Source organism: Stenotrophomonas sp. STK16_22, assembly GCF_051984505.1.
Taxonomy (GTDB): Bacteria; Pseudomonadota; Gammaproteobacteria; order Xanthomonadales; family Xanthomonadaceae; genus Stenotrophomonas; species Stenotrophomonas maltophilia_A.
Genome location: NZ_CP196972.1, coordinates 2,380,262 through 2,402,353 on the forward strand (window position 1 = coordinate 2,380,262; position 22,092 = coordinate 2,402,353).

17 protein-coding genes are annotated in these 22,092 nt (G+C 66.2%); 12 read left to right on the plus strand and 5 right to left on the minus strand.

Annotated features, from left to right (window positions below; all coding sequences use genetic code 11):
- The first annotated feature begins 140 nt into the window (after nucleotides 1-140).
- The 4 genes from ACSYAO_RS11020 to ACSYAO_RS11035 all read left to right on the plus strand — a co-directional run bounded on the left by ACSYAO_RS11020 (nucleotide 141) and on the right by ACSYAO_RS11035 (nucleotide 4,848).
- Nucleotides 141-1,280, plus strand: coding sequence for an SPFH domain-containing protein (locus tag ACSYAO_RS11020; RefSeq protein ID WP_049461049.1), 1,140 nt, complete (start codon nucleotides 141-143; stop codon nucleotides 1,278-1,280).
- Nucleotides 1,281-1,300: 20 nt separating this feature from the next.
- Nucleotides 1,301-2,653, plus strand: coding sequence for a membrane protein (locus ACSYAO_RS11025; protein WP_049461047.1), 1,353 nt, complete (start codon nucleotides 1,301-1,303; stop codon nucleotides 2,651-2,653).
- Nucleotides 2,650-2,907 carry a hypothetical protein gene (locus tag ACSYAO_RS11030; protein WP_049461045.1) on the plus strand — a complete coding sequence of 86 codons (258 nt, stop codon included), beginning with the start codon at nucleotides 2,650-2,652 and terminating at the stop codon, nucleotides 2,905-2,907. The genes ACSYAO_RS11025 and ACSYAO_RS11030 overlap by 4 nt, the downstream gene beginning before the upstream one ends.
- A 276-nt stretch (nucleotides 2,908-3,183) precedes the next feature.
- The gene (locus ACSYAO_RS11035; protein WP_149908509.1) at nucleotides 3,184-4,848 is read left to right on the plus strand and encodes a tyrosinase family protein; all 1,665 of its coding nucleotides are present in this window, start codon (nucleotides 3,184-3,186) and stop codon (nucleotides 4,846-4,848) included.
- 53 nt (nucleotides 4,849-4,901) lie between these two features.
- Here ACSYAO_RS11035 and ACSYAO_RS11040 read toward each other — a convergent pair whose 3' ends face one another.
- Together ACSYAO_RS11040 and ACSYAO_RS11045 are read right to left on the minus strand one after the other, a co-directional pair.
- Entirely contained in the window at nucleotides 4,902-5,798 is an 897-nt protein-coding gene (locus ACSYAO_RS11040; protein WP_049461041.1) for a tyrosine-protein phosphatase, read from the minus strand.
- 17 nt (nucleotides 5,799-5,815) lie between these two features.
- On the minus strand, nucleotides 5,816-8,104 hold the full coding sequence (locus ACSYAO_RS11045) for a TonB-dependent receptor (protein ID WP_065428845.1): 2,289 nt from the start codon (nucleotides 8,102-8,104) through the stop codon (nucleotides 5,816-5,818).
- 123 nt (nucleotides 8,105-8,227) lie between these two features.
- Between ACSYAO_RS11045 and ACSYAO_RS11050 the strand changes: the two genes are divergently transcribed.
- A complete protein-coding gene (locus ACSYAO_RS11050) occupies nucleotides 8,228-8,869 on the plus strand; it encodes a TetR/AcrR family transcriptional regulator (protein ID WP_049461037.1) in 642 nt (213 codons plus the stop codon).
- Between the two features lie 435 nt (nucleotides 8,870-9,304).
- Nucleotides 9,305-11,014 (plus strand): PAS domain S-box protein, encoded by a 1,710-nt coding sequence (locus tag ACSYAO_RS11055; protein WP_149908510.1) that lies wholly within the window; start codon nucleotides 9,305-9,307, stop codon nucleotides 11,012-11,014.
- Nucleotides 11,015-11,091: 77 nt separating this feature from the next.
- On the opposite strand, the gene ACSYAO_RS11060 is transcribed toward ACSYAO_RS11055, so the two are convergent.
- Both ACSYAO_RS11060 and ACSYAO_RS11065 read right to left on the minus strand, forming a co-directional pair.
- Nucleotides 11,092-13,035, minus strand: a complete 1,944-nt coding sequence (locus ACSYAO_RS11060; RefSeq protein WP_049461034.1) for a MacB family efflux pump subunit — start codon at nucleotides 13,033-13,035, stop codon at nucleotides 11,092-11,094.
- A 2-nt stretch (nucleotides 13,036-13,037) separates the two neighbouring features.
- Nucleotides 13,038-14,219 (minus strand): efflux RND transporter periplasmic adaptor subunit, encoded by a 1,182-nt coding sequence (locus ACSYAO_RS11065; protein ID WP_049461169.1) that lies wholly within the window; start codon nucleotides 14,217-14,219, stop codon nucleotides 13,038-13,040.
- A 236-nt stretch (nucleotides 14,220-14,455) separates the two neighbouring features.
- Here ACSYAO_RS11065 and ACSYAO_RS11070 point away from each other — a divergent pair, with 236 nt between their 5' ends.
- The 4 genes from ACSYAO_RS11070 to ACSYAO_RS11085 all read left to right on the plus strand — a co-directional run bounded on the left by ACSYAO_RS11070 (nucleotide 14,456) and on the right by ACSYAO_RS11085 (nucleotide 17,995).
- The gene (locus tag ACSYAO_RS11070) at nucleotides 14,456-15,022 is read left to right on the plus strand and encodes a hypothetical protein (RefSeq protein WP_223224626.1); all 567 of its coding nucleotides are present in this window, start codon (nucleotides 14,456-14,458) and stop codon (nucleotides 15,020-15,022) included.
- 63 nt (nucleotides 15,023-15,085) lie between these two features.
- Complete coding sequence (locus ACSYAO_RS11075; protein WP_050509761.1) at nucleotides 15,086-15,799, plus strand: response regulator; 714 nt, start codon at nucleotides 15,086-15,088, stop codon at nucleotides 15,797-15,799.
- Between the two features lie 3 nt (nucleotides 15,800-15,802).
- Nucleotides 15,803-16,879, plus strand: coding sequence for an ATP-binding protein (locus ACSYAO_RS11080; protein WP_049461165.1), 1,077 nt, complete (start codon nucleotides 15,803-15,805; stop codon nucleotides 16,877-16,879).
- A 189-nt stretch (nucleotides 16,880-17,068) separates the two neighbouring features.
- On the plus strand, nucleotides 17,069-17,995 hold the full coding sequence (locus ACSYAO_RS11085) for an ABC transporter six-transmembrane domain-containing protein (RefSeq protein ID WP_134951760.1): 927 nt from the start codon (nucleotides 17,069-17,071) through the stop codon (nucleotides 17,993-17,995).
- 59 nt (nucleotides 17,996-18,054) lie between these two features.
- On the opposite strand, the gene ACSYAO_RS11090 is transcribed toward ACSYAO_RS11085, so the two are convergent.
- Entirely contained in the window at nucleotides 18,055-18,663 is a 609-nt protein-coding gene (locus tag ACSYAO_RS11090) for a TetR/AcrR family transcriptional regulator (protein WP_049461028.1), read from the minus strand.
- Nucleotides 18,664-18,833: 170 nt separating this feature from the next.
- Between ACSYAO_RS11090 and ACSYAO_RS11095 the strand changes: the two genes are divergently transcribed.
- Together ACSYAO_RS11095 and ACSYAO_RS11100 are read left to right on the plus strand one after the other, a co-directional pair.
- Nucleotides 18,834-19,670 carry a siderophore-interacting protein gene (locus ACSYAO_RS11095; RefSeq protein ID WP_049461026.1) on the plus strand — a complete coding sequence of 279 codons (837 nt, stop codon included), beginning with the start codon at nucleotides 18,834-18,836 and terminating at the stop codon, nucleotides 19,668-19,670.
- Nucleotides 19,671-19,865: 195 nt separating this feature from the next.
- Nucleotides 19,866-22,043 carry a TonB-dependent receptor gene (locus ACSYAO_RS11100; RefSeq protein ID WP_049461024.1) on the plus strand — a complete coding sequence of 726 codons (2,178 nt, stop codon included), beginning with the start codon at nucleotides 19,866-19,868 and terminating at the stop codon, nucleotides 22,041-22,043.
- Nucleotides 22,044-22,092: the final 49 nt, after the last annotated feature.

Genomic DNA, 22,092 nt, shown 5'->3' on the forward strand with positions numbered 1-22,092 from the left:
GGCGGAATCAACGTCCGGACTATTACAGAGGTCCCACGTCGCCCATTCACCCACCGGCACCACAGCCGCCCCCGGCCACTGCTATATTCAGTCCAGCTCGGCAGGCATGGTGCCTGCCCTCGAATCACAGGGAGTTGGACATGGGTCTGGTACAGGCGGTGAAGGGTGCGGTCGGTGGTGTGCTGGCCGACCAGTGGAAGGACTTCTACACCGTGCCGACAGGCCTGCCCTCGACGGCGGCCCTGTTCGCGGCGGTGCCGCAGGGCACCAACGCCGGGCGCGGCTCCAACACCAGCGGCTCGTCCAACATCATCACCAACGGCTCGAAGATCATCGTGCCGGAGGGCTACGGCCTGCTGCTGTTCCAGGACGGCGCGATCACCGCGTTCGTCGCCGAACCGGGTGGCTACGAGTGGCGTTCGGACGATCTGAACTCGCAGTCGATCTTCGCCGGCGACGGCCTGGTCAGCACCTTCATCAAGCAGAGCTGGGAGCGCTTCAAGTTCGGCGGCCAGCCGGGCTCGCAGCAGGCGGCCTACTTCGTGTCGCTGAAGGAGCTGCCGGACAACCGCTTCGGTACCCAGTCGGAAATCTACTGGGACGACGGCTTCCTCAACACCCAGGTGGGTGCGGTCACGCGTGGCTCGTACACGCTGAAGATCGTCGATCCGATCCTGTTCGTGAAGAACTTCGTGCCGGCCAGCTACCTGCAGCCGGGCCAGGTGTTCGACTTCACCGACCTGGACAACGCCGCCGCCAGCCAGCTGTTCAATGAAGTGGTCGGCTCGCTGGCGCCAGCCTTCAGCCTGTATACGAACGATCCGGGCAAGGGCAACCGCATCACCAAGCTGCAGCAGGACTCGCTGGGCTTCGCGCAGAGCCTGTCGGCCGCCGTTGAACAGGGTTACCAGTGGAAGTCTGACCGCGGCCTGGCGATCGTCAAGACCGCCATCGTCTCGATCGAGTACGACGCCAACACCCGCGAGCTGCTGAAGACCGTGCAGCGCGCCGACGCGCTGTCCGGTTCGCGCGGCAATTCCAACCTGCAGGCCAGCGTCGCCCAGGGCATCCAGTCGGCCGGCGAGAACGGCGGCGCGGCAGGTCTGGTCGGTGTCGGCATGGCCTCGGGCATGTTCGGTGTCGGCGGCATGCAGCAGCCGGCCACCCCGGCTGCGGACGATCCGGTGGCCAAGCTGAAGAAGGCCAAGGAAATGCTGGACCTGGGCCTGATCACGCAGGGCGACTATGACGCCCTGAAAGCCAAGGCACTGGGCCTGTAACGGCAGGACGCACAACCAACATGTCCGATCCCCGAAACGGCCCACCGCCGCTGCCTGGATCCGCGCCCGCGACGCCGCCGCCCTTGCCGGCGGCGTCGTTGGATGGGCCCGGTTCGCCGCAGGACGTCCCTCCCCTGCCCGGCAGCTTCCCGCTGGACACCTCGAAACTGCCACAGGCCATCCGCGATGAAGTGGAAGCGCCCGATCCTGTGGCCATCGATACTTCGGCCAGCGAGCTGAAGGACGGCCTCAACCGCTGCCCGAAGTGCGGCGCCACCGACATCCGGCCCAAGGCCGGTACCGATATCCTGGTCTGCCTGTACTGCCGTCACGAATGGCATGGCGCACGCGTCGAGGAGGAGTTCGGGCTGGGCGAGGCCATCGACCAGCTGCGCGGCACCGTCATCGCCTCCGGCGCACGCGACATCGATGCCGACACCTCGGCGTTGATGACCTTCAAGTGCACGGGCTGTGGCGCAGAAGTCACGGTCAACACCGAAAGCACGATGACGGCGCGCTGCCACTGGTGCCGCCACGTCTTCGGCGTCAATGAGCAGATTGCCAATGGCGCGGTACCCGATGCGGTGCTGCCCTTCCACATCAAGAAGGACGATGCGGTCGCGCGCATCCGCCAGTTCGTCGACAAGCGCCGGATGTTCGCGCTGAAGGCGTTCAAGGACCAGTTCACCCCTGAAAACGTGGTGGGCGTGTTCCTGCCCTACATGATCGTCGACAGCAATGTCAGCGCTGCGGTGGCCGGCAAAGGCGAGATCAAGACCCGTGAGTACACGGTCGGCAGCGAGAAGAACAAGCGCACCCTCTACGACGCCGATGTCTACCAGGTCGAACGCCAGGTCGATTTCACCGTCGACGATCTTCCGCTGGAATCCTCGGCCGAGCGCGGCAACCTGGATACCCGCGCCAACACCAACAACATCATCAACACCATCCTGCCGTTCGATACCAAGAACGCGGTGAAATGGAACGCCTCCTACCTGGCCGGCTTCACTTCGGAGAAGCGCAACCTGGATGTGGAAAAGCTGCGGCCGCGGCTGGAAGACCAGCTGCTGTCGATTGCCCGCGCACAGGTGGAAGGCTCGGTGAAGCGCTACAACCGCGGCGTGCGCTGGGAGCAGGAACAGCTGGAGGTGCATGGCACCCGCTGGGTGTCGATGTACCTGCCGGTCTGGCTGTACTCGTACCATCAGCCTGGCAAGAACGGCGGCATGCTGCACTACATCGCGGTGAACGGCCGTACCGGCGAAACCATGGGCAGCGTGCCCGTGCAGCAATGGAAGATGCTGCTGGCGGCCCTTGCCACCGGCACCGTCATTGAAGCCCTCGCAATTGCCTTCCTGGTGGCATCGACATGAGCGACGACAGTGGCCTCTGGCTGTTGGCGGCAGGTCCGGCCGGCGCAACCGCGCTGTACTGGGCGTTGTACCGCTATTACCGCAACACCGACAAATCGCATTCCTTCGAGCACGAGACCGAAATCGAGGCGCAGCCCGTGACCGGTTCAGACCAGCAGGTGGGCCGGGTCACCGGCACCGAGGAAAAGCGCATACGCGGTGACAACGTGTACGAGTACCGGAATCGGGTGGCAAGGGTGAAACCCGACCAGTAGAGCCAGGCCATGCCTGGCTGATCGACAACGCAGCAACGACGACGGTGAACAGCTTCAGCCGGGCAGATGTGTACGCGCCTGCGACTGTGGCCTGCTTCGCAGATCAGCTTTGTTTGCCATGCCTATACTACCGCCGCTTCCACCCCGGCCATCGTTGCACCTGCCGGTGGAAGCGGCGGGGCTGGATGTCCCCGTCGGGCCGGCCGCCACGCTGCCGCCGGCCCTGCCAGTGATTTGTAACCCAACGCGGTTCAACCAATCACCAGGGGGAAGGCTATGCGCTACACACGTCGTGATTTTCTTGCCACCACCGCCAGCGCTTCATTGGCGTCACTGGTAGCACCCGGGGCCTGGGCCAGCGGTGCTGAGCCGGCCGGAAAGGCCGCGCAGGCGCGCTACCACCGCTACAACGTCACCAGCCCCGAAGGCCAGCGCATGCTGGCCAGCTACGCGCGTGGCATCAAGGCCATGTTGGCACTGCCGGCAGACGATCCACGCAACTGGTTCCGCAACGCCTTCGTGCATCTGATGGACTGCCCGCACGGCAACTGGTGGTTTTATGTCTGGCACCGGGGCTATGTCGGCTACTTCGAACAGACCATCCGTACGCTCAGCGGTGATCCGCAGTTCGCCATGCCCTACTGGGACTGGACCGAGCTGCCACGGATTCCCCCGGCGATGTTCGACGGCGTATTGACGCCCACTGACAGCGCCTATGCGCCGTATACGCGCAACCTGGCGGTCTTCACCCGGCTCATGCGCCCGGCGTTGCAGCGCTACTGGGACACGCTGGATGCAGGCCAACGCGGCCAGCTCAAGTTCCGCGGCTACCTCACTGCAGACGATGTCTGGAACGATGTGACCGGCTACAGCGTCGCGGAAAAGACCGGCATCTCGGGCAATGCGGCCTATACGATCACCTGCGGCGCCCGCTACCTCTGGCGCGAGAATCCCGGCTTCGATGCAAAGACCGCTTCGGCCGTGTCTCCCGACACCATCCACGCGGGGCTGTCGCCGGTCGAGTTCTACAACGACGATGTCAGCCGCAGCTTCACCAGCTCGCGTACGGCCTCGCACGTGGTGCAGCCTGACGGCGCCACGAAATTCTCGGTACTGGAAGGATTCCCGCACAACAAGGTGCACAACTGCATCGGTGGCGTCGGCGCGGTCGATCCCGGCCCCTACGGCAACATGACCAACTTCCTGTCACCACTCGATCCGATCTTCTACCTGCACCACGCCAACATGGACCGCCTGTGGGATGTGTGGAACCAGCTGCAGCAGTCCCGCGGCAAGCCGATCATGCCCATCAACGTCGACCAGCGGCGTCAGTTCATGAACGAACCGTTCCGCTTCTTCGTCGATGCACAGGGCAAGCCCGTTGGCGAGCGTCCGGCCAGTGCGTTCTTCTCCACCACGGCCTTCGACTACGACTACGTCTACGCGCGCCGCAACGACATGCTGGAGGCGGTCACGCTGCCAGCAGCTGCCGGCGCGGTGCGGCTGGTGCGCGGCACACGCTCCGATGGCGCCGTCCGCGTGGCTGTCCCCAATGAGGCGGTGCGCGCGCACCTGACCACATCGGGCCCGCGCCAGTTGATTGCCGAAGTGACCCTGGAGCGACCACGCGGTTTGAACAATACGCGCGAGTTCGACGTGCTGATCAATGCACCGGCGGGCACCGCCTCCGTGGCGGCCGACAGTCCGCACTACGCCGGCACCGTATCGTTCTTCGGGCCGACCATGGCCGGGATGGATCACAGCCACCCAACCACGTTCGCGGTGCCGCTGCCGCAGAAACTGGGGGCCCTGCAGGCACTGAATGCCGCCGATGGGGGAACGATCACGCTGGAGATCCGCCTGGTCGCATCGTCCGGCCAGGCACCGCAGACATTCCCGGTACTGGATGCCGCCATCCTGGTAGCACCGCAGCAGCCGTGATGACGCACGGCAGGTGCCGGGCTGTCCGGCACCTGCCTTCAGCCTGGCAGTCTTCAGCCGGCCTGCCCCAGCCGCACCTTCAACTGCTGGATCTCCTGCTCGCTCACTCCGATCGACTTCAGGTACCCTTCCGCACCACCATACTGGCTGTGCAACGCCGCCAGGAACTGCTCCATGTTGTCCGGTGCGGTACCGGCCATACCGGCCATCTTGCGGGCGATCTCGGGGTTCTGCTTGACCAGCGCCATGATCTGCGCGTTCATCGCGCTGTCCTTCGGCTGCCCTTCCAGGTAGTGCGCGGAGATCGCGTAGTTGTGCACGATCTCGGCCTTCGGCACGCCCGCCAGGTCCAGCAGCAGGCCAGCGATGATGCCGGTGCGGTCCTTGCCGGCCGTGCAATGGAACAGCACGGCACCGTCCTGCTGCGCGGCGATGCGCTGGAACACCTGCTTGAACTGCGGCTGGCTGTGGCCCAGCCACTGCACATAGGCTTCGCCCAGCGAATCCGGGAAACTGGTCATCATCTTCTGCAGGTCCATCTTCTCGGTGCCCATCAGCGAAATGCGCTGGTAGGCAAAGCGATCATCTCTGGCCAGCAGGTCCGGCGACTGCGCCTCTTCATCGGCGGTACGCAGGTCGATATCCAGCTTCACGCCGGCCGCGGCCAGGGCATCACGGTCGGCATCGGTGAGGCGGCCGAGGTCTGCGGTGCGCACGAACGCATCGGCCGGAATCGGACCGTGGCGGCCCTGCAGGCCGGCGAAGGTACGCACGTTCCAAGCGCCCTGCAGCGGGATCACGCGCTGCGCATCGGCAGCGACGGGCTTCACGTTCGCAATGGCCGTCGGCTTCGCGGCGGCGACCTGCGGCGCATCAGCGGCAGCAGCCGTCGCAGCCATCGGCAGGCTGAGCATCAGGGCCAGGACAAGTTCGGTAGAGCGGTGCTTCATGGAATTCTCCGTTCGAATCAGAAGTTGACGGCCATTTCCAGGCCGAAGGTACGCGGGTCGTTGAAGATGCCGCTCTGGCCCAGCGCCGCGCTGTTGATCTTGTAGAACAGGTGCTGCTCATCGAGCAGGTTGCGTGCCCACAACGAGAACGACATGGTGGTGCCAGTGCTGTTGACCGGCACATCCACCAGCGCCACCCGCGCGTTCACCACGAACGAGCTGTCGGTCAGCATCTGGTCGTACTCACTGGTGTAGTAGCCATCGGACCAGTTGCCGTCCACATGGAACTTCAGTGCCGAGAAGTTCGCGAACGGCACCAGGTAGTCGACCGACAGGCTTCCGGCGTTCTTCGGCGCCAGCAGCGGCTGGACCGTTACCTGCACCCCTGCACCGAACGGGTCCGTCGCGGTCTGCGCGTCGATCTTCGTATAGGCGTAGTTGAGGCCGAGAGTGAGGTTGTCCACCGGCATCACGTTGAACTCCAGCTCCGCGCCGCGCGACTTGCCATCGCTCAATGCATTGGTGGTGACCATGGTGGTGCGGGTCTCGCCACTGTTCGGGTCGAACGGCAGCGAGAAGTCCATTTGTTTGTGCGCGATGGTCGAATCGAACACCGCCAGGTTCAGGCGCGCACGGTTGTCCCAGAACTGCGATTTGAAGCCCAGCTCATAGGCCGTCACTTCTTCAGGACCGAACGCGCTGTAGTTGGTCGAGCGCGAGTTGGCACCGCCGGCCTTGAAGCCGGTGCTGTACTTGGCATAGACCATCGCGTGCTCGCCGAGGTCGTAGGCGATATTGACCATCGGGTCGAAACGGCTCCAGCGATCCTTGAACGCAAGGTTGGTCGCCGCACCATTGACGATGTACAGGCTGCCCTTCTTGTCATCGCGGGTATAACGGCCACCCGCTGTCAGGTGCAGCCGCTGCATCGCTTCCGGGGTCCACGTGGCCTGGCCGAAGACGCCCAGGCTGTCGGTCCAGGCCTTGCTGGCGCGATCGATGCGTACCCGCGAGAGATCCAGCGGGTTGGTCGCCGGATTCACGGTGTAGCTGTTGCCACCCGGCCCCCAGACCAGCATGTTCGGGGTCTGCGCATTGTCACCAGCGGTCTCGTGGTAATAGAACGCACCGCCCAGGAACTGCACCTGCGAGGTGTTGCCGATCAGCTGGAATTCCTGGCTGTACTGGTGCTGGTAGACCTGGGCCAGGCTGTAACGCCCGAAGGGTGTGCCTGCGCCACCATAGGCCGAAATCGCATCGACCAGCCCCATGTCGAACTGCCCCTGGGTGAGTTCACGGTAGGAACTGATCGACTTCAACTCCAGGTTGTCGTTCAGCGTCCACGACAGGTTCAACAGATGGCCACTGGTCCGTCCGATGTTGTCTTCCTGCGGCCCGCCCAGGATGGCGCTGTCGCGGCGATCCTGGCTGGCGCCGGCCTTCTGCAGGGGGCTGAGGTAGGCGCCTGGCACCAGCACCTGGGTGTGATATGGCGTGGTGGCATCATAGGAGCGATCGAACGCGTACAACAAAGAGAAGTCATCGCTCGGCTGCCACAGCGCACTCAGGCGGGCGCCGCGCTTGTCGTAACTGTTGAAGTCACGCTCGCCGCGCATCGGATTGTCGGTGGTGCCGCCACGCTTGGCCTGCACGGCGTCGATCTTGAAGCTGACATCGCCCACCTTGGGCAGATCCAGGTGCAGCGCACTGTTGTAGCCGCTGAAGTTGGACACGCCCGCGCTGACGTTGCCGCCAAACTCGCCGGTCGGCGCCTTGGTGACGATGCTCACCGCGCCGCCTTCGGTATTGCGGCCGAACAGCGTGCCCTGCGGCCCCTTCAGCACTTCGATGCGCTCCACGTCGTAGAGCATGCTACCCAGGCCCTGCGCGCGGCCCATGAACACCCCGTCGACGTAGATGCCGACGCCAGCATCGCGGGCCGGTTGGTTGGCGTCGCCGGAGGCACCGATGCCACGGATGCCGATGTTCAGCGCAGAACTGCGGGTAGCGAACGGCGTGACCCGCAGTGATGGGATGGAGCCATCGGACAAGCTGCCCAGCGAAATCGCGCTGCGGTCCTTCAGCGCTTCGGCATCGACCACCGATACCGAGATCGGGGTCTCCTGCAGGTTGGTGGCGCGTTTCTGCGCAGTCACCATCACCTGGTCAAGGGCGACCACGGTGCGCGCGGCATCGGCGGATGCCTCGGCGTCGGCGCTGGGACTGTCTTCGGCATGGGCCAGCGCCGGCAGTGCGGCGGCAATGGCGAGGGTGAGCAGCGGGCGGTGCAGCAGGGCGTGGCGCATCGGACTCATTCGCGGAAGGAGAAGGCCGGCGCAGTCTGGGAGGCGGGAATTACAAATGAATGACCGTTCATTCACACCTTTTGTGACGTACTATCCCGCCTCTGGACGCCCCGACTTCATGCAATGACGCCGAAAACCGCCGTAGCCGCACCCGCTGACGCCCCTGCCGCCGCCCATGCCGAAGCCCAGCGCCGGCGCATCCTCGACGCCGCCCAGAAGTGCTTCATCACCCGTGGTTTCCATGCCGGTTCGATCGGCGATATCGCTGCCGAGGCCGAGATCAGCCAGGGGCTGATGTACCGCTATTTCGCCAACAAGCGCGCCCTGATCCTGGCCCTGATCGAGCGCCAGCTGCGCCACGACCAGGCCTCGATCAGCGAAATGCCGGCGGCGTCCGATCTGATTGATGGGCTGCTGGAGTGCTACCAGCAATGGGCACGCGGCGAGGTGCTGCCGATCCACGGTAATGCCATCGCCAGCGTGGCCCTGTATGCAGAGATCAATGCCGAGGCGCATCGCGACCCGATGCTGGCCGAGGTGCTGCGTACCCATGACAAGCAGACCAGTGCCGCGATCCATGCCTGGCTGCGCCAGCGTGACGTCAATCTGGGCCGCGTCGTGGACGAAGAGCGGATTGCCAGCCGAACCCTGCTGCTGCGGCTGCTGGTGGAAGGTCTGGCGATGCGCGCCGTGCGCGATCCCGACCTGCCGCCGGAACGGGTGCGGGCGCTGCTGGCCGATACGATTGGTCGTGTGATGGAGTAGTGCCGGCCGCTGGCCGGCATCTGCAGTACCCCGGCGTCACGAAGTTGCCGGCCAGCGGCCGGCACTACCCAGCCTATGCGGCCCACCATTGCGGCTGCTGGCGGAACGCCCCGTGATGCGTGCGTTGCGCGTTGCGTCGCCTGCCGGCCAATCGACCGGTAATGCCGGCCGCTGGCCGGCATCTGCAATGATCCGGATGTCATGAGGTTGCCGGCCAGCGGCCGGCACTACCCCGTCGTTACCCCGTCGTTCGACACGCGCTGCATGTCCGCGACCGCCGTCACGTTTTGGCTCGACCCACGTGCGGCCCACCGAAACGCTGATGCCAACGCGTCACACCGGCATCACCCGACGCTGGCGATACATAACGCGGTACGCACTAGCGTAGTGCCCGACAGCCGAAGCCGCCCTCGCCACCCTGCCCTGAAAAGCGCCATGGACGAAGCCGAACGACTGCTTGAACTCGACCGCCTGCACCTGCTCGACACGCCGCCAGAGCCTGTTTTCGATGCGATCGTCGCCGCCGCGCGTGCCGCCACCGGCATGACCATGGGGCTGATCTCGGTAGTGGCCGACGAGCGCCAGTGGTTCAAGGCCAACATCGGGCTGGAAGGTGTCAGCGAAACCGCGCGCGAGATTTCATTCTGCACCCATGCCATACAGCAGGACACGCTGTTCGAGATTCCGGACGCGCGCCAGGACCCTCGCTTCTCCACCAATCCCCTGGTGACCGGCGGCCCGCGCATCCGTCACTACGCGGGAATCTCGCTGGGCTCGGCGCATGGCGCGCGCATAGGAACGCTGTGCCTGCTCGACCCGATGCCCGGCGTGCTGTCGCCTTCGCAACGCGAACTGATGGTGCATCTGGCCCGGGTCACCACCCAGGTGCTGGAGCAGCGCAGCACGCTGATGGCGCAGGTCGGCCAGGCCAAGGCCCTGCATCGCGAATTGAAGCGCAGCGAGGACTTCCTGGAGCGCACCAACCGCGCGGCCCGGGTGGGTGGCTGGGAAATGGACCTGGTCAGCAACGAGGTCCGCTGGACCCGCGAAACCAAGCAGATCCACGGCGTGCGCAGCAACTTCGAACCGACGCTCGAAACTGCGCTCTCGTTCTATCGCGAGGACAGCCGAAACATCATCCGCACGGCGGTGCAGCGTTGCATCGATGAAGGCACGTCGTGGGAGGTGCAGCTGCCGATGACCACCGCCGACGGACGAGCCATCTGGACCCGCGTGGTTGGAGGCCGGCAGCAGGTCGATGGCCGGCCGCGGCTGGTCGGGGCCATACAGGACATCACCGAGGAGCGCGCCGCGCTGGATGCACTGGAAGCCAGCGAAACCCGCTACCGGCGGTTGTTCCACTACAGCCTTGGCCTGATCTGCACCCACACGCTGGAGGGCGTGCTGACCTCGGTGAACCCAGCTGCCGTGCAGTCACTGGGCTTCGATGAGAGCTACATGATCGGGCGCAGCTTGTGCGACCTGATGCCGCCGGAGAAGCGGGCCGCGTTCAAGGCGTATCTGGAACGCATCGCAGTCAACCACACCGATGCCGGCGTCATCGAGCTGATCGCCGCCGATGGTACCCGGCATTTCTGGGCGTATCACAACGTGCTCGACAACGAGGCCACCCCACCCTACGTGCTCGGCCATGCGCAGGACGTCACCGCACTGCGGATGCAGGAACAGCAGTTGCGCGAGATGTCCTTCAAGGATCCCCTCACCCAGAGCTACAACCGCCGCTTCCTGCCCCGCCTGGACGAACTGATCGACCAGCCTTGGGCCTGCCTGATGTTCGATCTGGATCATTTCAAGCAGATCAACGACACCCAGGGCCATGCACGGGGTGACACGGTGCTGGTCGAGTTCGCCGCCTTCCTGCGCGCTCCACTGGGGTCAATGGAAAGCGTAGTGCGTATGGGTGGCGACGAGTTCATGGTGGTGCTGACTGCACCGGAACCGGGACGGCTGGCCGCGCTGGAGCAGTGGTATGCGCAGCATGCCGGGCAGTCACCCACGCCCTTCTCGCTGGGCGCGACCCATCATGCACCCGGCGAGACGGTGGCCGACACCCTGCAGCGCGCCGACAGCCGTCTGTATCGCGAGCGTGCACGCGTGCGCACGCATCCGCGCCCCTCATCCTGAGGCTGCTCCTGTGGAGCCAAAGGCAACGGCTCCTGCCGTTGCCTTCGGCTCCACAAATGCCCGCACCGGGCCTGCGCCTACTCCGCTGCCAGCGCCTGGATCGGGTCGAGCTGCGCCGCACTGCGCGCCGGGAAGTAGCCGAATCCAAGCCCGATCGCAGACGAACATGCCAGCGCGGCGAGCACCGGCCCCGCCGTAAACAGGAACGGCACACCCAGCGACAGCAGGCTGGACAGCGCCCCCACCCCGAAAGCGAACAGCACCCCCAGCACGCCACCGAACAGGCAGATCAGCACCGCCTCGATCAGGAACTGGCGCAGGATGTCGCCCTGCCGCGCCCCCACTGCCAGACGCACGCCGATCTCGCGCACGCGCTCCTTCACCGAGACCAGCATGATGTTCATCACCCCCACCCCGCCAACCACCAGCGCCACGGCGGCAATGGCGGAGACCAGCGCGGCCATGGTCTGGCTGGACTTCATCACCGCCTTGCGGATCTGGTCGGCGTTGTAGATGAAGAAGTCACGACGGCCATGCAACCGCTCCAGCTCGGCCCCCAGCGAGGCTTCGGCGGCGTTGGTGGGTACGTTGTCGCGCACGCGCACCGTGATGCTCTCCAGGCGCTCGCTGCCCAGCAGCCGCGAGGCCGCCGAGGTATACGGCACGTAGACCGTCGGGGTTGCACCGCCAGCGAACGCATTGGCCCCGACCACACCGATCACCTCCACCGGCATGCCGCCCAGCAGCACCGTGCTGCCGATCGGGCTGCCGCTGAACAGCGCTTTGGCCGCCTTCTGGTCGACCACGCCCACGGCACGGTGCGCGTCCACTTCGGCGTCGGTGAAGAAGCGGCCGGCCTTCAACCGCAGCCCACGCACGCGCGGCATGTCGGCGCCTACGCCCAGCACCTGGGTGTTGGCACGCCGATTGCCTTGCAGCGCCGCCACCGATCCGCTCAGGTTCGGGCTCACGCTGTCCACGTAACTCAGCGCCGCAAGATGGTCCGCATCGCCCACCACCAGGGTCTCGATCTCCGCCGAGCGCGGGTCACCGAAATCCGAGCCTGGGAAGATCTCCAGCGTACTGGCGCCCAGTTCGTTTATCTGTGATTCAACCTGCGCCTGTGCACCCTTGCCCAGCGCAACCACGGTCACCACGGCCGCTACGCCGATGATGATCCCGAGCATGGTCAGCAGCGTGCGCAGGCGATGGGCCAGCATCGAGCGCACGGCCATCCGCGCGGCTTCGCGAATCGCATCCATGCGTGCGCGGCGCTCGGTGACCGGTGACACGCCGCGTTCGGTCCCGGGTGTTTCAGCCACAGCACGCGATCCCCGCTCGCCGCGGTCGGTCACCACCCGGCCGTCGGCGATCTCGATCACCCGCGCCGCGTTGGCGGCAATCGCCGCATCATGCGTCACCAGGATCACCGTGTGGCCCTGTGCATGCAGGCGCTTCAGCTCGGCCATCACCTGCTGACCACTGGCGTGATCGAGCGCGCCGGTGGGTTCATCGGCCAGCACGATCGCGCCGCCGTTCATCAGCGAACGGGCAATGGACACGCGCTGCTGCTGGCCGCCGGACAGCTGGCTCGGCCGGTTCGCCATGCGTTCGCCCAGCCCCAGCGTTTCCAGCAGCGTGCGTGCACGGGCAGTGCGCACGTCCGCCTCCACGCCGGCATAGACTGCCGGCAGCGCCACGTTCTCGGTGGCACTCAGGTTCTCCATCAGGTTGTAGCGCTGGAAGATGAAGCCGAAATGCTCGCGGCGCAGGCGTGCCAGCGCGTCCGGCGCCATCTGCTCGGTGGCCTCGCCGTTCACCCGATAGCTGCCGTCGGTCGGCCGGTCCAGGCAGCCAAGGATGTTCATCAGCGTGGACTTGCCCGAGCCCGAGGGGCCGATGATGGCGATGAACTCGCCGGCATCGATGCGCAGCGAAACGTCCTTCAGCACCACCACCTCGCCGGCGGCGGAGCGATAGGCGCGCGATACGCCATGCAGTTCCAGCAGTGCGTCGGCCATGCTCACATCCCCAACAGGCTGGCGGCTTCCGGCTCAGCGCCGCTGGGCGCCTGGCCGACCACGACGTTCTCACCCTCGCGCAGGCCGGACAGGATCTGCACGGCGGTGGCGGTGCGCAGGCCGGTCGTCACCGCACGCTGCTGGGGGCGGCCCTTGGCATCGACCACACGCACGGTGCCGCGGTTGCCGTCCTTGTCATTCGACTCAACCAGCGCCGTCAATGGCACCTGCAGCGCGTTGGCAACCCGTGCCAGCTCCAGGGTCACCTTCACCGTCATCGAGGGCTTCAGCTTCAGGCCGGGATTGGCCACGTCGAACAGGCCGGCGTAGTACACCGCCTTCGGCGTCTGCGCAGAGCCACCCGCATTGCCGGTGGCGACGTCGGCAATCGAGGACGGCGCCGGTTCCAGCTGCTGCAGGTGGGATTCATAGCGGCGGCCGCTCTGCCCCAATGTCGAGAACCACAGCGGTTGTCCCGGCGCCACCAGCTCGACGTCGGCCTCGGCGATCTCGGCGCGCACGGTCATCGTATCCATCTGCGCCAGCATCACGATGGTCGGGGTGGTCTGCATCGAGTTCAACGTCTGCCCGGCCTTGGTGACGATGGCCACGATGTAACCGTCGCTGGGCGAAACAATGCGGGTATAGCCCAGGTTGATCCGTGCGGTTTCGACCTGGGTCACGGCCTGGTCGATCTGCGCCTGCAGCGCGGCCACCTCTGAGCGTGCCGCATCGCGCGCCACGCGTGCGGCTTCGAAACCTTCCTGTGACACCAGGCGCGACGCCACCAGCTGCGACTGCCGCTGGTAAGCACGGCTGGCCTGCGCATAGCGGGCCTGGCTGGCGGCATGCTGGGCGCGCAGCGTGTTGGTGGCCGCCTCGGCACTGCGCAGCGCGATACGCTGCGGCTGCGAATCGACCTCGGCGATCAGGTCACCGGCCTGTACGCGCTGGCCCAGCACCACATGCAGGCGCTTGACCTGGCCGGACACCTGCGCACCCACCGCCACCAGCTCCTTGGGATGGACCCGGCCGACCGCCTGTACGGTCTTCTCCAGATCCGCCACCCTTGCCGGTGCGGTGATCAGCGCGGCATCATCGCCGCCGGCAAACGCCCACCATCCAGCGCCGGCGGCCAATGTGGCCACCGTAGCGGCAATGATCCAGGTCCTGCGGTTGCTCATCGAAACGCCCGGCTGCGTGCAGTCGCCCAGTGCGACCGCCGAAACCGCAGTCTGGAAGCCGCCGATGGACGTTTCTTGGAGCCACTGTGGAGATTGCATGGAGGCGCGGCAGCCGTTCAGGCACCAGCCCCGCGCCTGAATGCTGCGGCCTGCGTCCACGCAATCTCGACACAATCTCGACCGAGTCTCCATCAACGGTCGCTAGCCTCGTCGGCCTCGCCGACTGCCCGCCTGCCGTGTCCCTTTCCCATCCAGACCTGCCACCCATCGATGTGCGCCGTGCCTACCTGGCGTGGTGTGCGCCTTCGCCGTGGTTGATCGCCGTCGTGTTGGCATCGACCACCAGCTGGATGCTGGCCGCGCCGGATCCGTTACCCCCGCTGCTGGCGGGCTTCGGGGCGGCCGCCCTGGTGGGGTTCCGCAGCGATGGGCCCGGTGGCACTGGCCGTTCCGGCGCACTCGCGTCGCTGGCGCTGATTGGTCTGGCGGTCTGGGCGGCAACGCACCCGGTCGCCGACGCCACCCTGCATCTGCTGCTCGCCCTAGCCACTCTCGTGGTCGTCGCCCTGCTGGCACTGCGCCTGCGCGCCATCCTGGGCATGGCCTTGCGGCTGCAGGTCCGGGTAGATGCCACTCCCATGGCATCGCGCTGGAGCAAGCTGCCGGCGGCGGTGTCCACCCTGATGCTGCAGCAGCTGCGCGGCGCAGGTGCAGTGGAACCGAGTCTGCGGCGCACGCTGGTGCTGGCCACCCTGGCCTGGGCTGCCAACGAAGAGGCGCAGGACATGCAGTGCCGACGATGACCCTGCCCCAGATCCCGCCCTTGCCCACCCTTGCCCACCCTTGCCCCGAACCCGCATCACGCAATGAACGATCTCCGTACCCGACAGGCACCCTTGGTGCTGATTGCCGAAGATGAGGGCGAAATCGCCGACATCCTCAGTGCCTACCTGGCCCGTTCCGGCCTGCGCAGCGCCCGCGCCGCAGACGGTGAGGCGGCACTCGCCAGCCACCGCCAACTGCGTCCGGACCTGGTGCTGCTGGATGTGCAGATGCCAAAACTGGATGGCTGGCAGGTGCTGAGCGAACTGCGACGGATCGGCAACACCCCGGTCATCATGCTCACTGCGCTCGACCAGGACGTGGACAAGCTGACCGGCCTGCGCGTGGGCGCCGACGACTACGTGGCCAAGCCGTTCAATCCGGCCGAGATCGTCGCCCGCATCCAGGCCGTGCTGCGCCGGAGTTCCCGGCCCCTGGTCGAAGCGCCCAACGGGTTGATCCGCCAAGGGCCCTTCGAGATCGACCTGCGCAGCCACGAGGTGACCGTGCGCCATGGCGAGCAGGTGCACGAGCTGAACTTCACCCTCACCGAGTTCCGGCTGCTGGTGCATATGGCACGCGCGCCACGGCAGGTGCATGCGCGGGCCGATCTCCTGCATGCCTGCCTGCCCGAGGGCGACGCGCAGGAACGCACCGTCGACAGCCATGTCAGCAAACTGCGGCGCAAGCTGGAGGATGTCGGCGTGATCGGCATTCCCGCCACCATCCGCGGCGTCGGCTACCGCTTCCTGGACTGAATGATGAACCCCAAAGGCAAGAGCATCGGACGCCAGATCACGCTGTCCATCACGGTGGCCTCGCTGTGTTCGACGGTGCTGTCGATCAGCGGCTTCTACCTGTTCTATTACCTCATGGAGGTGTTCTATCCGCGCTGGTACGACGAGCCGGAAACGATCATGCCGTCCGGGCTGGAATGGCTGTGGATCGGATTGACCGCCACCGTGGTCGTCATCTTCGCCACGCTGGTCGCCTCGCGCCTGACCCGGCGCATCATCACGCCGTTGAACTCGGTGGCCGAAAGCCTGCGCCGGGTCGCCAGTGGCGATCTGGAAGCGCGTGCACGCGGTGGTGATACCACGATGGCCGAAGCGGCCACGCTGGTCAGCGATTTCAACTCCATGGCAGAACGGCTGAGCCGGATGTCCGAGAACCGGGTGTTCTGGAACGCGGCGATCGCGCATGAACTGCGCACGCCGATGACCATCCTGCGCGGCCGCCTGCAGGGCATCGCCGAAGGCGTGTTCGAGCCGGGGCCTGAGCAGTTCAACAGCATGCTCACCCAGCTGGAAGGCCTGACCCGCATCATCGAGGACCTGCGCGTGGTCAGTCTGGCCGAGAGTGGCCACCTGGATCTGCGCCTGCAGCGCAGCGATGTCAGTGTGCAGGTGGCCGCGGTGGTTGAAGCGATGTCCGAGGCACTGACCGAGAGTGGTTTCTCGGTGACATTGGACGCACGACCTTCGCTGGCCGACTGCGATCCTGCACGCATCCGCCAGGCAGTACTGGCACTGTTGGAGAATGCACGACGCCATGCCATTCCCTGCCCGCTGCGGGTGTACGTGACGCTGGCAGAAGGCCATTGCACCGTCACGGTGGAAGATGGCGGCCCCGGTGTGCCGGACGACCTTCGCGACAGCATCTTCGAAGCCTTCCAGCGCACGGATGTCTCGCGTTCGCGGCAGAGTGGTGGCTCCGGGCTTGGCCTGGCCGTGGTGCGTGCGATTGCCGTGGCCCATCACGGAACAGCGCTATGCCGGGCCACCGAACGTGGTGGCAGTGCCTTCGAAATCCGCTGGCCGGTGCATGCCTGCCGTTGAGGCGGTAGACACTGCCCTGGTAGCGGCCCACCTTGGTGGACATTCGCATCGCTGAACGGCGCCGGTTTCTCCACGCAATCTCCATCGTCCCTCCATACCCACTCCAAAGGGCCGCCGATACTGGGCGTGACCAGGGAGGCGACAGGTATCCGGCCCCCTGCCCTGCCTCCACCTCGCCCAGGCACCCCCATGCCCCCCCCACATGATCCGGCGGCCGCCGCCGGCAGCATCGGCCAGCAGAACGCGGCCGCCACTCTCAAGGCCATCCTGCGAACCTATCCGTGGCAGCTCACCGGCACCTTTTCGCTGGTGGCGCTGGAAAATGCGCTGCTGCTGGCCTATCCGCTGCTTGCCGGCTTCGCGGTGGACGCGATCATCCGAGGCAACATCGGCCATGCCATTTCCTACGCCGGCGTGGTGCTGCTGTTCTGGCTGGTCGGTGCTGCCCGCCGTGCGGTCGATACCCGTACCTTCACCCGCATCTATGCCGACCTGGCGGTGAACGTGGTGCAGGCGCAGCGCAGGCTGGGCCACGCCACCTCCACCTCGGCCGCACGCGTTGTGCTGGCCCGTGAGTTCGTCGACTTCTTCGAAAAGCACGTACCGATCATCGCCACCGCGCTGGTATCAATGTTTGGTGCGGCAGCGATGCTGCTGGCGATCGAACCGCTGGTGGGCGCTGCAAGCCTGGTCGCACTGCTGGGTGCATTGTTGCTGCTGCCGTCGTTCGCACGCCGCAACGAGCAGCTGCATGGGCGACTGAACAACCGGCTGGAGCATGAGATCCGCCTGGTCGACCGGGTCAGTCCCTCGGTGCTGCGTCGCCACTACACCACGCTGTCGCGGCTGCGCATCCTGCTCTCGGACCGAGAAGCTGGGGCCTTCGTGGTGGTGGGTGCGGCGGCGGCGGTGTTGTTCGCGCTGACCATCGGACGACTCGCCACCACCGACGGTGTGACGCCGGGTCATGTGTACGCGGTGATGACCTATCTGTGGACGTTCGTCGGCAGCCTGGACGATGCACCGTCGATGGTGGATCAGCTGGCGCGGTTGAAGGACATCGGCCGGCGAGTCAGCCCGGGCATGGAAGATGCGGAGCGCAAGGATGCCGCTTGACCGGTAGATGCCCACCTTGGTGGGCACCGACACATCGCGGCGCCAACCAAGGTTGGCGACTACGTTGCCGTGCGCCCGCACATCGTCAATGCTCCGATGATCAACGCTTCCATGCTGCGGTCGAACTCGGCCTCCTGCGCCTTCCGATCCAGCGGGCATCGCGTGGTATCCACCACCGCATGGCGTGAGTACACGGTGTCGGCCAACGCCACGGCGTGATAGGCCACGGTCGACAGCAGCCACGCCGCCTGCTCGAGCGGCAGATCATGCACGCGGCTGAATTCGGCATGGTGGCGCTGGATGCGCGCCAGCATCTCCGGTGTCTTCGCGCCGTGGCTGACCAGGAACGGCGCCAGCCCCGGATTCCCGTCCACCAGCGTCCGCAGTGAACGTTGGAACGCACGCAGATCCTCCTCGATGCTGCGCCGGCCAGCGGCATCCAGTGCCGGTGCCTGCCAACGCTCGAAGATCGCCTCGGCCACCAGCTCGCGCAGTGCCGCCAGATTCGCCACATGCTTGTACAGCGCGATGTGGCTGACCCCCAGCGCCGCCGCCACGCCCACGAAGCTCAGCCCCGGCAGCGTCATGGCAATGCCGGCGTCGGCGATGCGCTCGCGGGTGATGGTGGGCGGTCGCCCACGGGCAGCGGTCTTTTTCGGTGCAGCCATGCGGTAACGGTTCCTGCGCGGTGCGCGGGCAAGGGCTGTCATGGTGGTCCGCAGCGACGCCGCGGTCAACGCGTCGCAGCGGTCCGTGGACAGGCCCCGGTTGCGGCACGATCAATTTAGTTTACTATGATGTAACTAATTAGCATTTGCAGTGTCCAGGATCGTTGTCGATGTCCGCGTCCCCCACTTCAATCACCCCGGCCGGGCCGCTGCGCGGCGCCGACCATGATCGCGGCCAGCAGGCGCTGCAGGTCCAGGTGGTCGCGGTTGCACAGCCGTGCGCCAGCCTGCTGCGCCTCGTGGTCCAGCTGCCGGAACATCCAGAACTCGCGCCCTGGCAGCGTGCCAACACCGCCGTGCGCATCCAGCTCGGCGCCACGTTCGGCGATGTGTCACGGATCTACACCGTGCGCAGCCTCGATCCCAACACCCGCCAGTTCACCCTGGACGTAGTGCTGCACGAGGCGCCGGGGCCGATGCTGGCCTGGGTACGTGCGCTGCGCCCCGGTGATGCCTTCGATCTGACCGGACCGCGCCCCAATCTGCAGGTACCGCAGCGCGAGGGCACCTGCGCCCTGCTGTTCGCCGACCCAAGCGCCATCCCTGCCCTGTTTGCATTGCTGCAGCAGTGGCCGGCCGACCTGCGCGCAGAGGCCTGGATCGCCTCGGATGATGCATTCCCGGTAGACGAACTGCCCGCCATTGAAGGTGTCCGCGTGCTCCGCCTCGCCACCGGTGACGTGCCGTTGCTGCAGCAGGCGCGCCAACTGCGGCCGGAACCCGGCAGCACGGTCTGGGCGGCCGGCGAGCGCGAGGAAATGCGTGCCCTGCGCCGCCACTTCATCGAAACGGTCGGCCTGCCACGCAGCGACGTTGCCGTGGCCGGCTACTGGAAACGTGGCGAGACCACCACCGAGACCGACCAGCGTCGCCGCCGCAACTACGAGCGCGTGCTGGCACGCGGCGGTGGCCTGCAGGACCTCGACGACCTCGCCGACGATATCTGATCCACCCCGCAGTATCCGCGCCCCGCGCTTCGTTCCACCCAGCCACAGATCGCCCACGCACCTCGCGTGCAGCACTGCCACAGCGGCAGTGCCGTGCCCTCTGCCAGCCATTCCACAGCCCGCGTCGTCCTGCCCCCGCAGGTCACAGACGGCGCCGTGCTGGCCGATCGCACGACCCACCACACGAGAACCGCCATGTCCCTCCCCCTGCGAACCCTGCCCCTCCCACGCCGCTCGGCGCTGTCTCTGGCCGCCCGTGCGGCGTTGCTGCCCACCCTGCTGATCGCCACCGCCGCACACGCCAACGATGCACCCGATGGCGCCCGCCAGTTGCCCACCGTGAACGTGCGCGCCGACAAGACCGCACCCACCGATACCTACGCCGGCGGCCAGGTCACGCGCGGCAGCGGCGTCGGCCTGCTCGGCGAGCTCGACTTCATGGACACGCCGTTCAACACCACCCGCTACACCGCCGAATTCATCGACAACATCCAGGCGCCGGACCTGGTGCGGGTCATCGCACTGACCGACCCCAGCGTCTACAACAGTGGCTCCAGTGGTGGCATCACCGACTACTTCAACATCCGCGGTTTCGGTGTCGCCTCGTCGGATATCGGCTTTGGTGGCCTGTACGGGCTGATCCCCTACTACCGCGTCACTCCCGAACTGGCCGAGAGCATCGAAGTGCTGAAGGGCCCGTCCGCGCTGCTCAACGGCATGCCGCCCGGTGGCTCGGTGGGCGGTGCGGTTAACGTGGTACCCAAGCGTGCAGGCGACACGCCGCTGACCCGCTTCACCGCCAGCTACGGCAGCGACGCGCAGTGGGGCGGTCACCTGGATGTCGGCCGCCGCTTCGGCGCGGACAAGCAGTTCGGCGTACGCCTCAATGCCGTGCATCGCGACGGCGACACCGCCACCGACCACCAGCAGCACAAGACGCAGCTCGCATCGCTCGGCCTGGACTGGCGTGGTGAGCGCTCGCAGGTGTCGCTGGACCTGTTCAGCAGCCGCGACCATGTGGATGGCCTCAACCGTGGCGTCTCGCTGGCGCCCGGCCTGGCCGTGCCCCGCCCGCCGAAAGCCAGCACCCTGTTTGCACCGGACTGGACCTTCAGCACCGTCAAGGACCAGGCCGCCGCACTGCGCTGGTCGTTCGACATCAATGACTACCTGCAGGCGCATGCCAGCTACGGCCACGGCCATACCGATTTCGACTCCATCGCCAGTGCCACCACGCTGATCACCAACACCGCCGGCGACTTCCGCAACAACTTCGCCCACCAACGCTTCATCTACAGCAAGGACACCGCCGAAGCCGGATTGTCGGCGCGTTTCCGCACCGGCGCGGTCGATCACACGCTGGCCATCAGTGCAGCCTGGTACCAGCACGACCAGAAGTTCGGCTTCAAGCGCAACCTGCTGGCCCGCGATTGGGTAACCAATATCTACAACCCGCAGTGGGGCCCTGCCATCGACCGCAGCTTCAGTGATGCGTCGCTGCCGAAGACCGCGGAAGTGCGCACCACCAGCTTCGGCATCGCCGATACGCTGTCCTTCATCGATGATCGTGTGCAGCTGACCCTGGGCATCCGTCACCAGACCGTGCTCAGCGATACCTTCGATGGCGGCACAGGCAAGCGCACCGCACGCTACGACGCCAGCGCCAACACCCCGGCCGGTGCACTGCTGTTCAAGGCCAGCGACCGCCTGTCACTGTATGCCAATTACATCGAAGGCCTGAGCCAGGGCAGCACCGCCCCGGCAACCGCCGCCAACGCGGGCGACGTGTTCCCGCCGTTCAAGACCCGTCAGCGCGAGGTCGGTGCCAAGCTCGACTTCGGCCGCTTGGCCAGCGCATTGAGCGTGTACGAGATCGAAAAGCCCAGCTCCTACACCGACCCGGCGACCAACGTGTTCTCGTTCGGCGGCCAGCAGCGCAACCGGGGCGTGGAATGGACTGTGTTCGGCCAGGCCACCGAACAGCTGCGCGTGCTCGGTGGCATCGGCTGGCTGCAGCCGAAGCTGACCCGTACCCAGGGCGGTATCAACGAAGGCCGGTTGGCGACGGCCACACCGCAATGGCAGGGCAAGCTGGGCGTCGAATGGGACGTGCCGACCGTTGCCGGCCTCACCCTCACCGGCAACGCGGTCAGCCTGTCCAAGGGCTACATCACTGCTGACAACAGCCAGGGGGTGGCGGGCCGCACCGTGTTCGATCTCGGTGCCCGCTATGCGACGCAAGCGGCCGGCCATCCGCTGGTACTGCGTGCCACCGTGCAGAACGTGACCAACAAGGCGTACTGGGCGGGCAGCCTCGGCTCGGGGCTGGGTACGCCACGCACCGCCCTGCTGTCGGCCACCATCGATTTCTGATCCTCGTTTCAAGGGCGCCACGCCATTGCGCGTGGTGCCCTGGAGAAGT

Bases quoted from the DNA above. Each gene is read 5' to 3' on its own strand.
- ACSYAO_RS11060 (WP_049461034.1), bottom strand. From the start codon at position 13,035: ATGGCCGACGCACTGCTGGAACTGCATGGCGTATCGCGCGCCTATCGC.
- ACSYAO_RS11055 (WP_149908510.1), top strand. From the start codon at position 9,305: ATGGACGAAGCCGAACGACTGCTTGAACTCGACCGCCTGCACCTGCTC.
- ACSYAO_RS11040 (WP_049461041.1), bottom strand. From the start codon at position 5,798: ATGAAGCACCGCTCTACCGAACTTGTCCTGGCCCTGATGCTCAGCCTG.
- ACSYAO_RS11025 (WP_049461047.1), top strand. From the start codon at position 1,301: ATGTCCGATCCCCGAAACGGCCCACCGCCGCTGCCTGGATCCGCGCCC.
- ACSYAO_RS11035 (WP_149908509.1), top strand. From the start codon at position 3,184: ATGCGCTACACACGTCGTGATTTTCTTGCCACCACCGCCAGCGCTTCA.
- ACSYAO_RS11080 (WP_049461165.1), top strand. From the start codon at position 15,803: ATGAACCCCAAAGGCAAGAGCATCGGACGCCAGATCACGCTGTCCATC.
- ACSYAO_RS11045 (WP_065428845.1), bottom strand. From the start codon at position 8,104: ATGCGCCACGCCCTGCTGCACCGCCCGCTGCTCACCCTCGCCATTGCC.
- ACSYAO_RS11050 (WP_049461037.1), top strand. From the start codon at position 8,228: ATGACGCCGAAAACCGCCGTAGCCGCACCCGCTGACGCCCCTGCCGCC.
- ACSYAO_RS11075 (WP_050509761.1), top strand. From the start codon at position 15,086: ATGAACGATCTCCGTACCCGACAGGCACCCTTGGTGCTGATTGCCGAA.
- ACSYAO_RS11100 (WP_049461024.1), top strand. From the start codon at position 19,866: ATGTCCCTCCCCCTGCGAACCCTGCCCCTCCCACGCCGCTCGGCGCTG.
- ACSYAO_RS11020 (WP_049461049.1), top strand. From the start codon at position 141: ATGGGTCTGGTACAGGCGGTGAAGGGTGCGGTCGGTGGTGTGCTGGCC.
- ACSYAO_RS11095 (WP_049461026.1), top strand. From the start codon at position 18,834: ATGTCCGCGTCCCCCACTTCAATCACCCCGGCCGGGCCGCTGCGCGGC.
- ACSYAO_RS11030 (WP_049461045.1), top strand. From the start codon at position 2,650: ATGAGCGACGACAGTGGCCTCTGGCTGTTGGCGGCAGGTCCGGCCGGC.
- ACSYAO_RS11065 (WP_049461169.1), bottom strand. From the start codon at position 14,219: ATGAGCAACCGCAGGACCTGGATCATTGCCGCTACGGTGGCCACATTG.
- ACSYAO_RS11085 (WP_134951760.1), top strand. From the start codon at position 17,069: ATGCCCCCCCCACATGATCCGGCGGCCGCCGCCGGCAGCATCGGCCAG.
- ACSYAO_RS11090 (WP_049461028.1), bottom strand. From the start codon at position 18,663: ATGGCTGCACCGAAAAAGACCGCTGCCCGTGGGCGACCGCCCACCATC.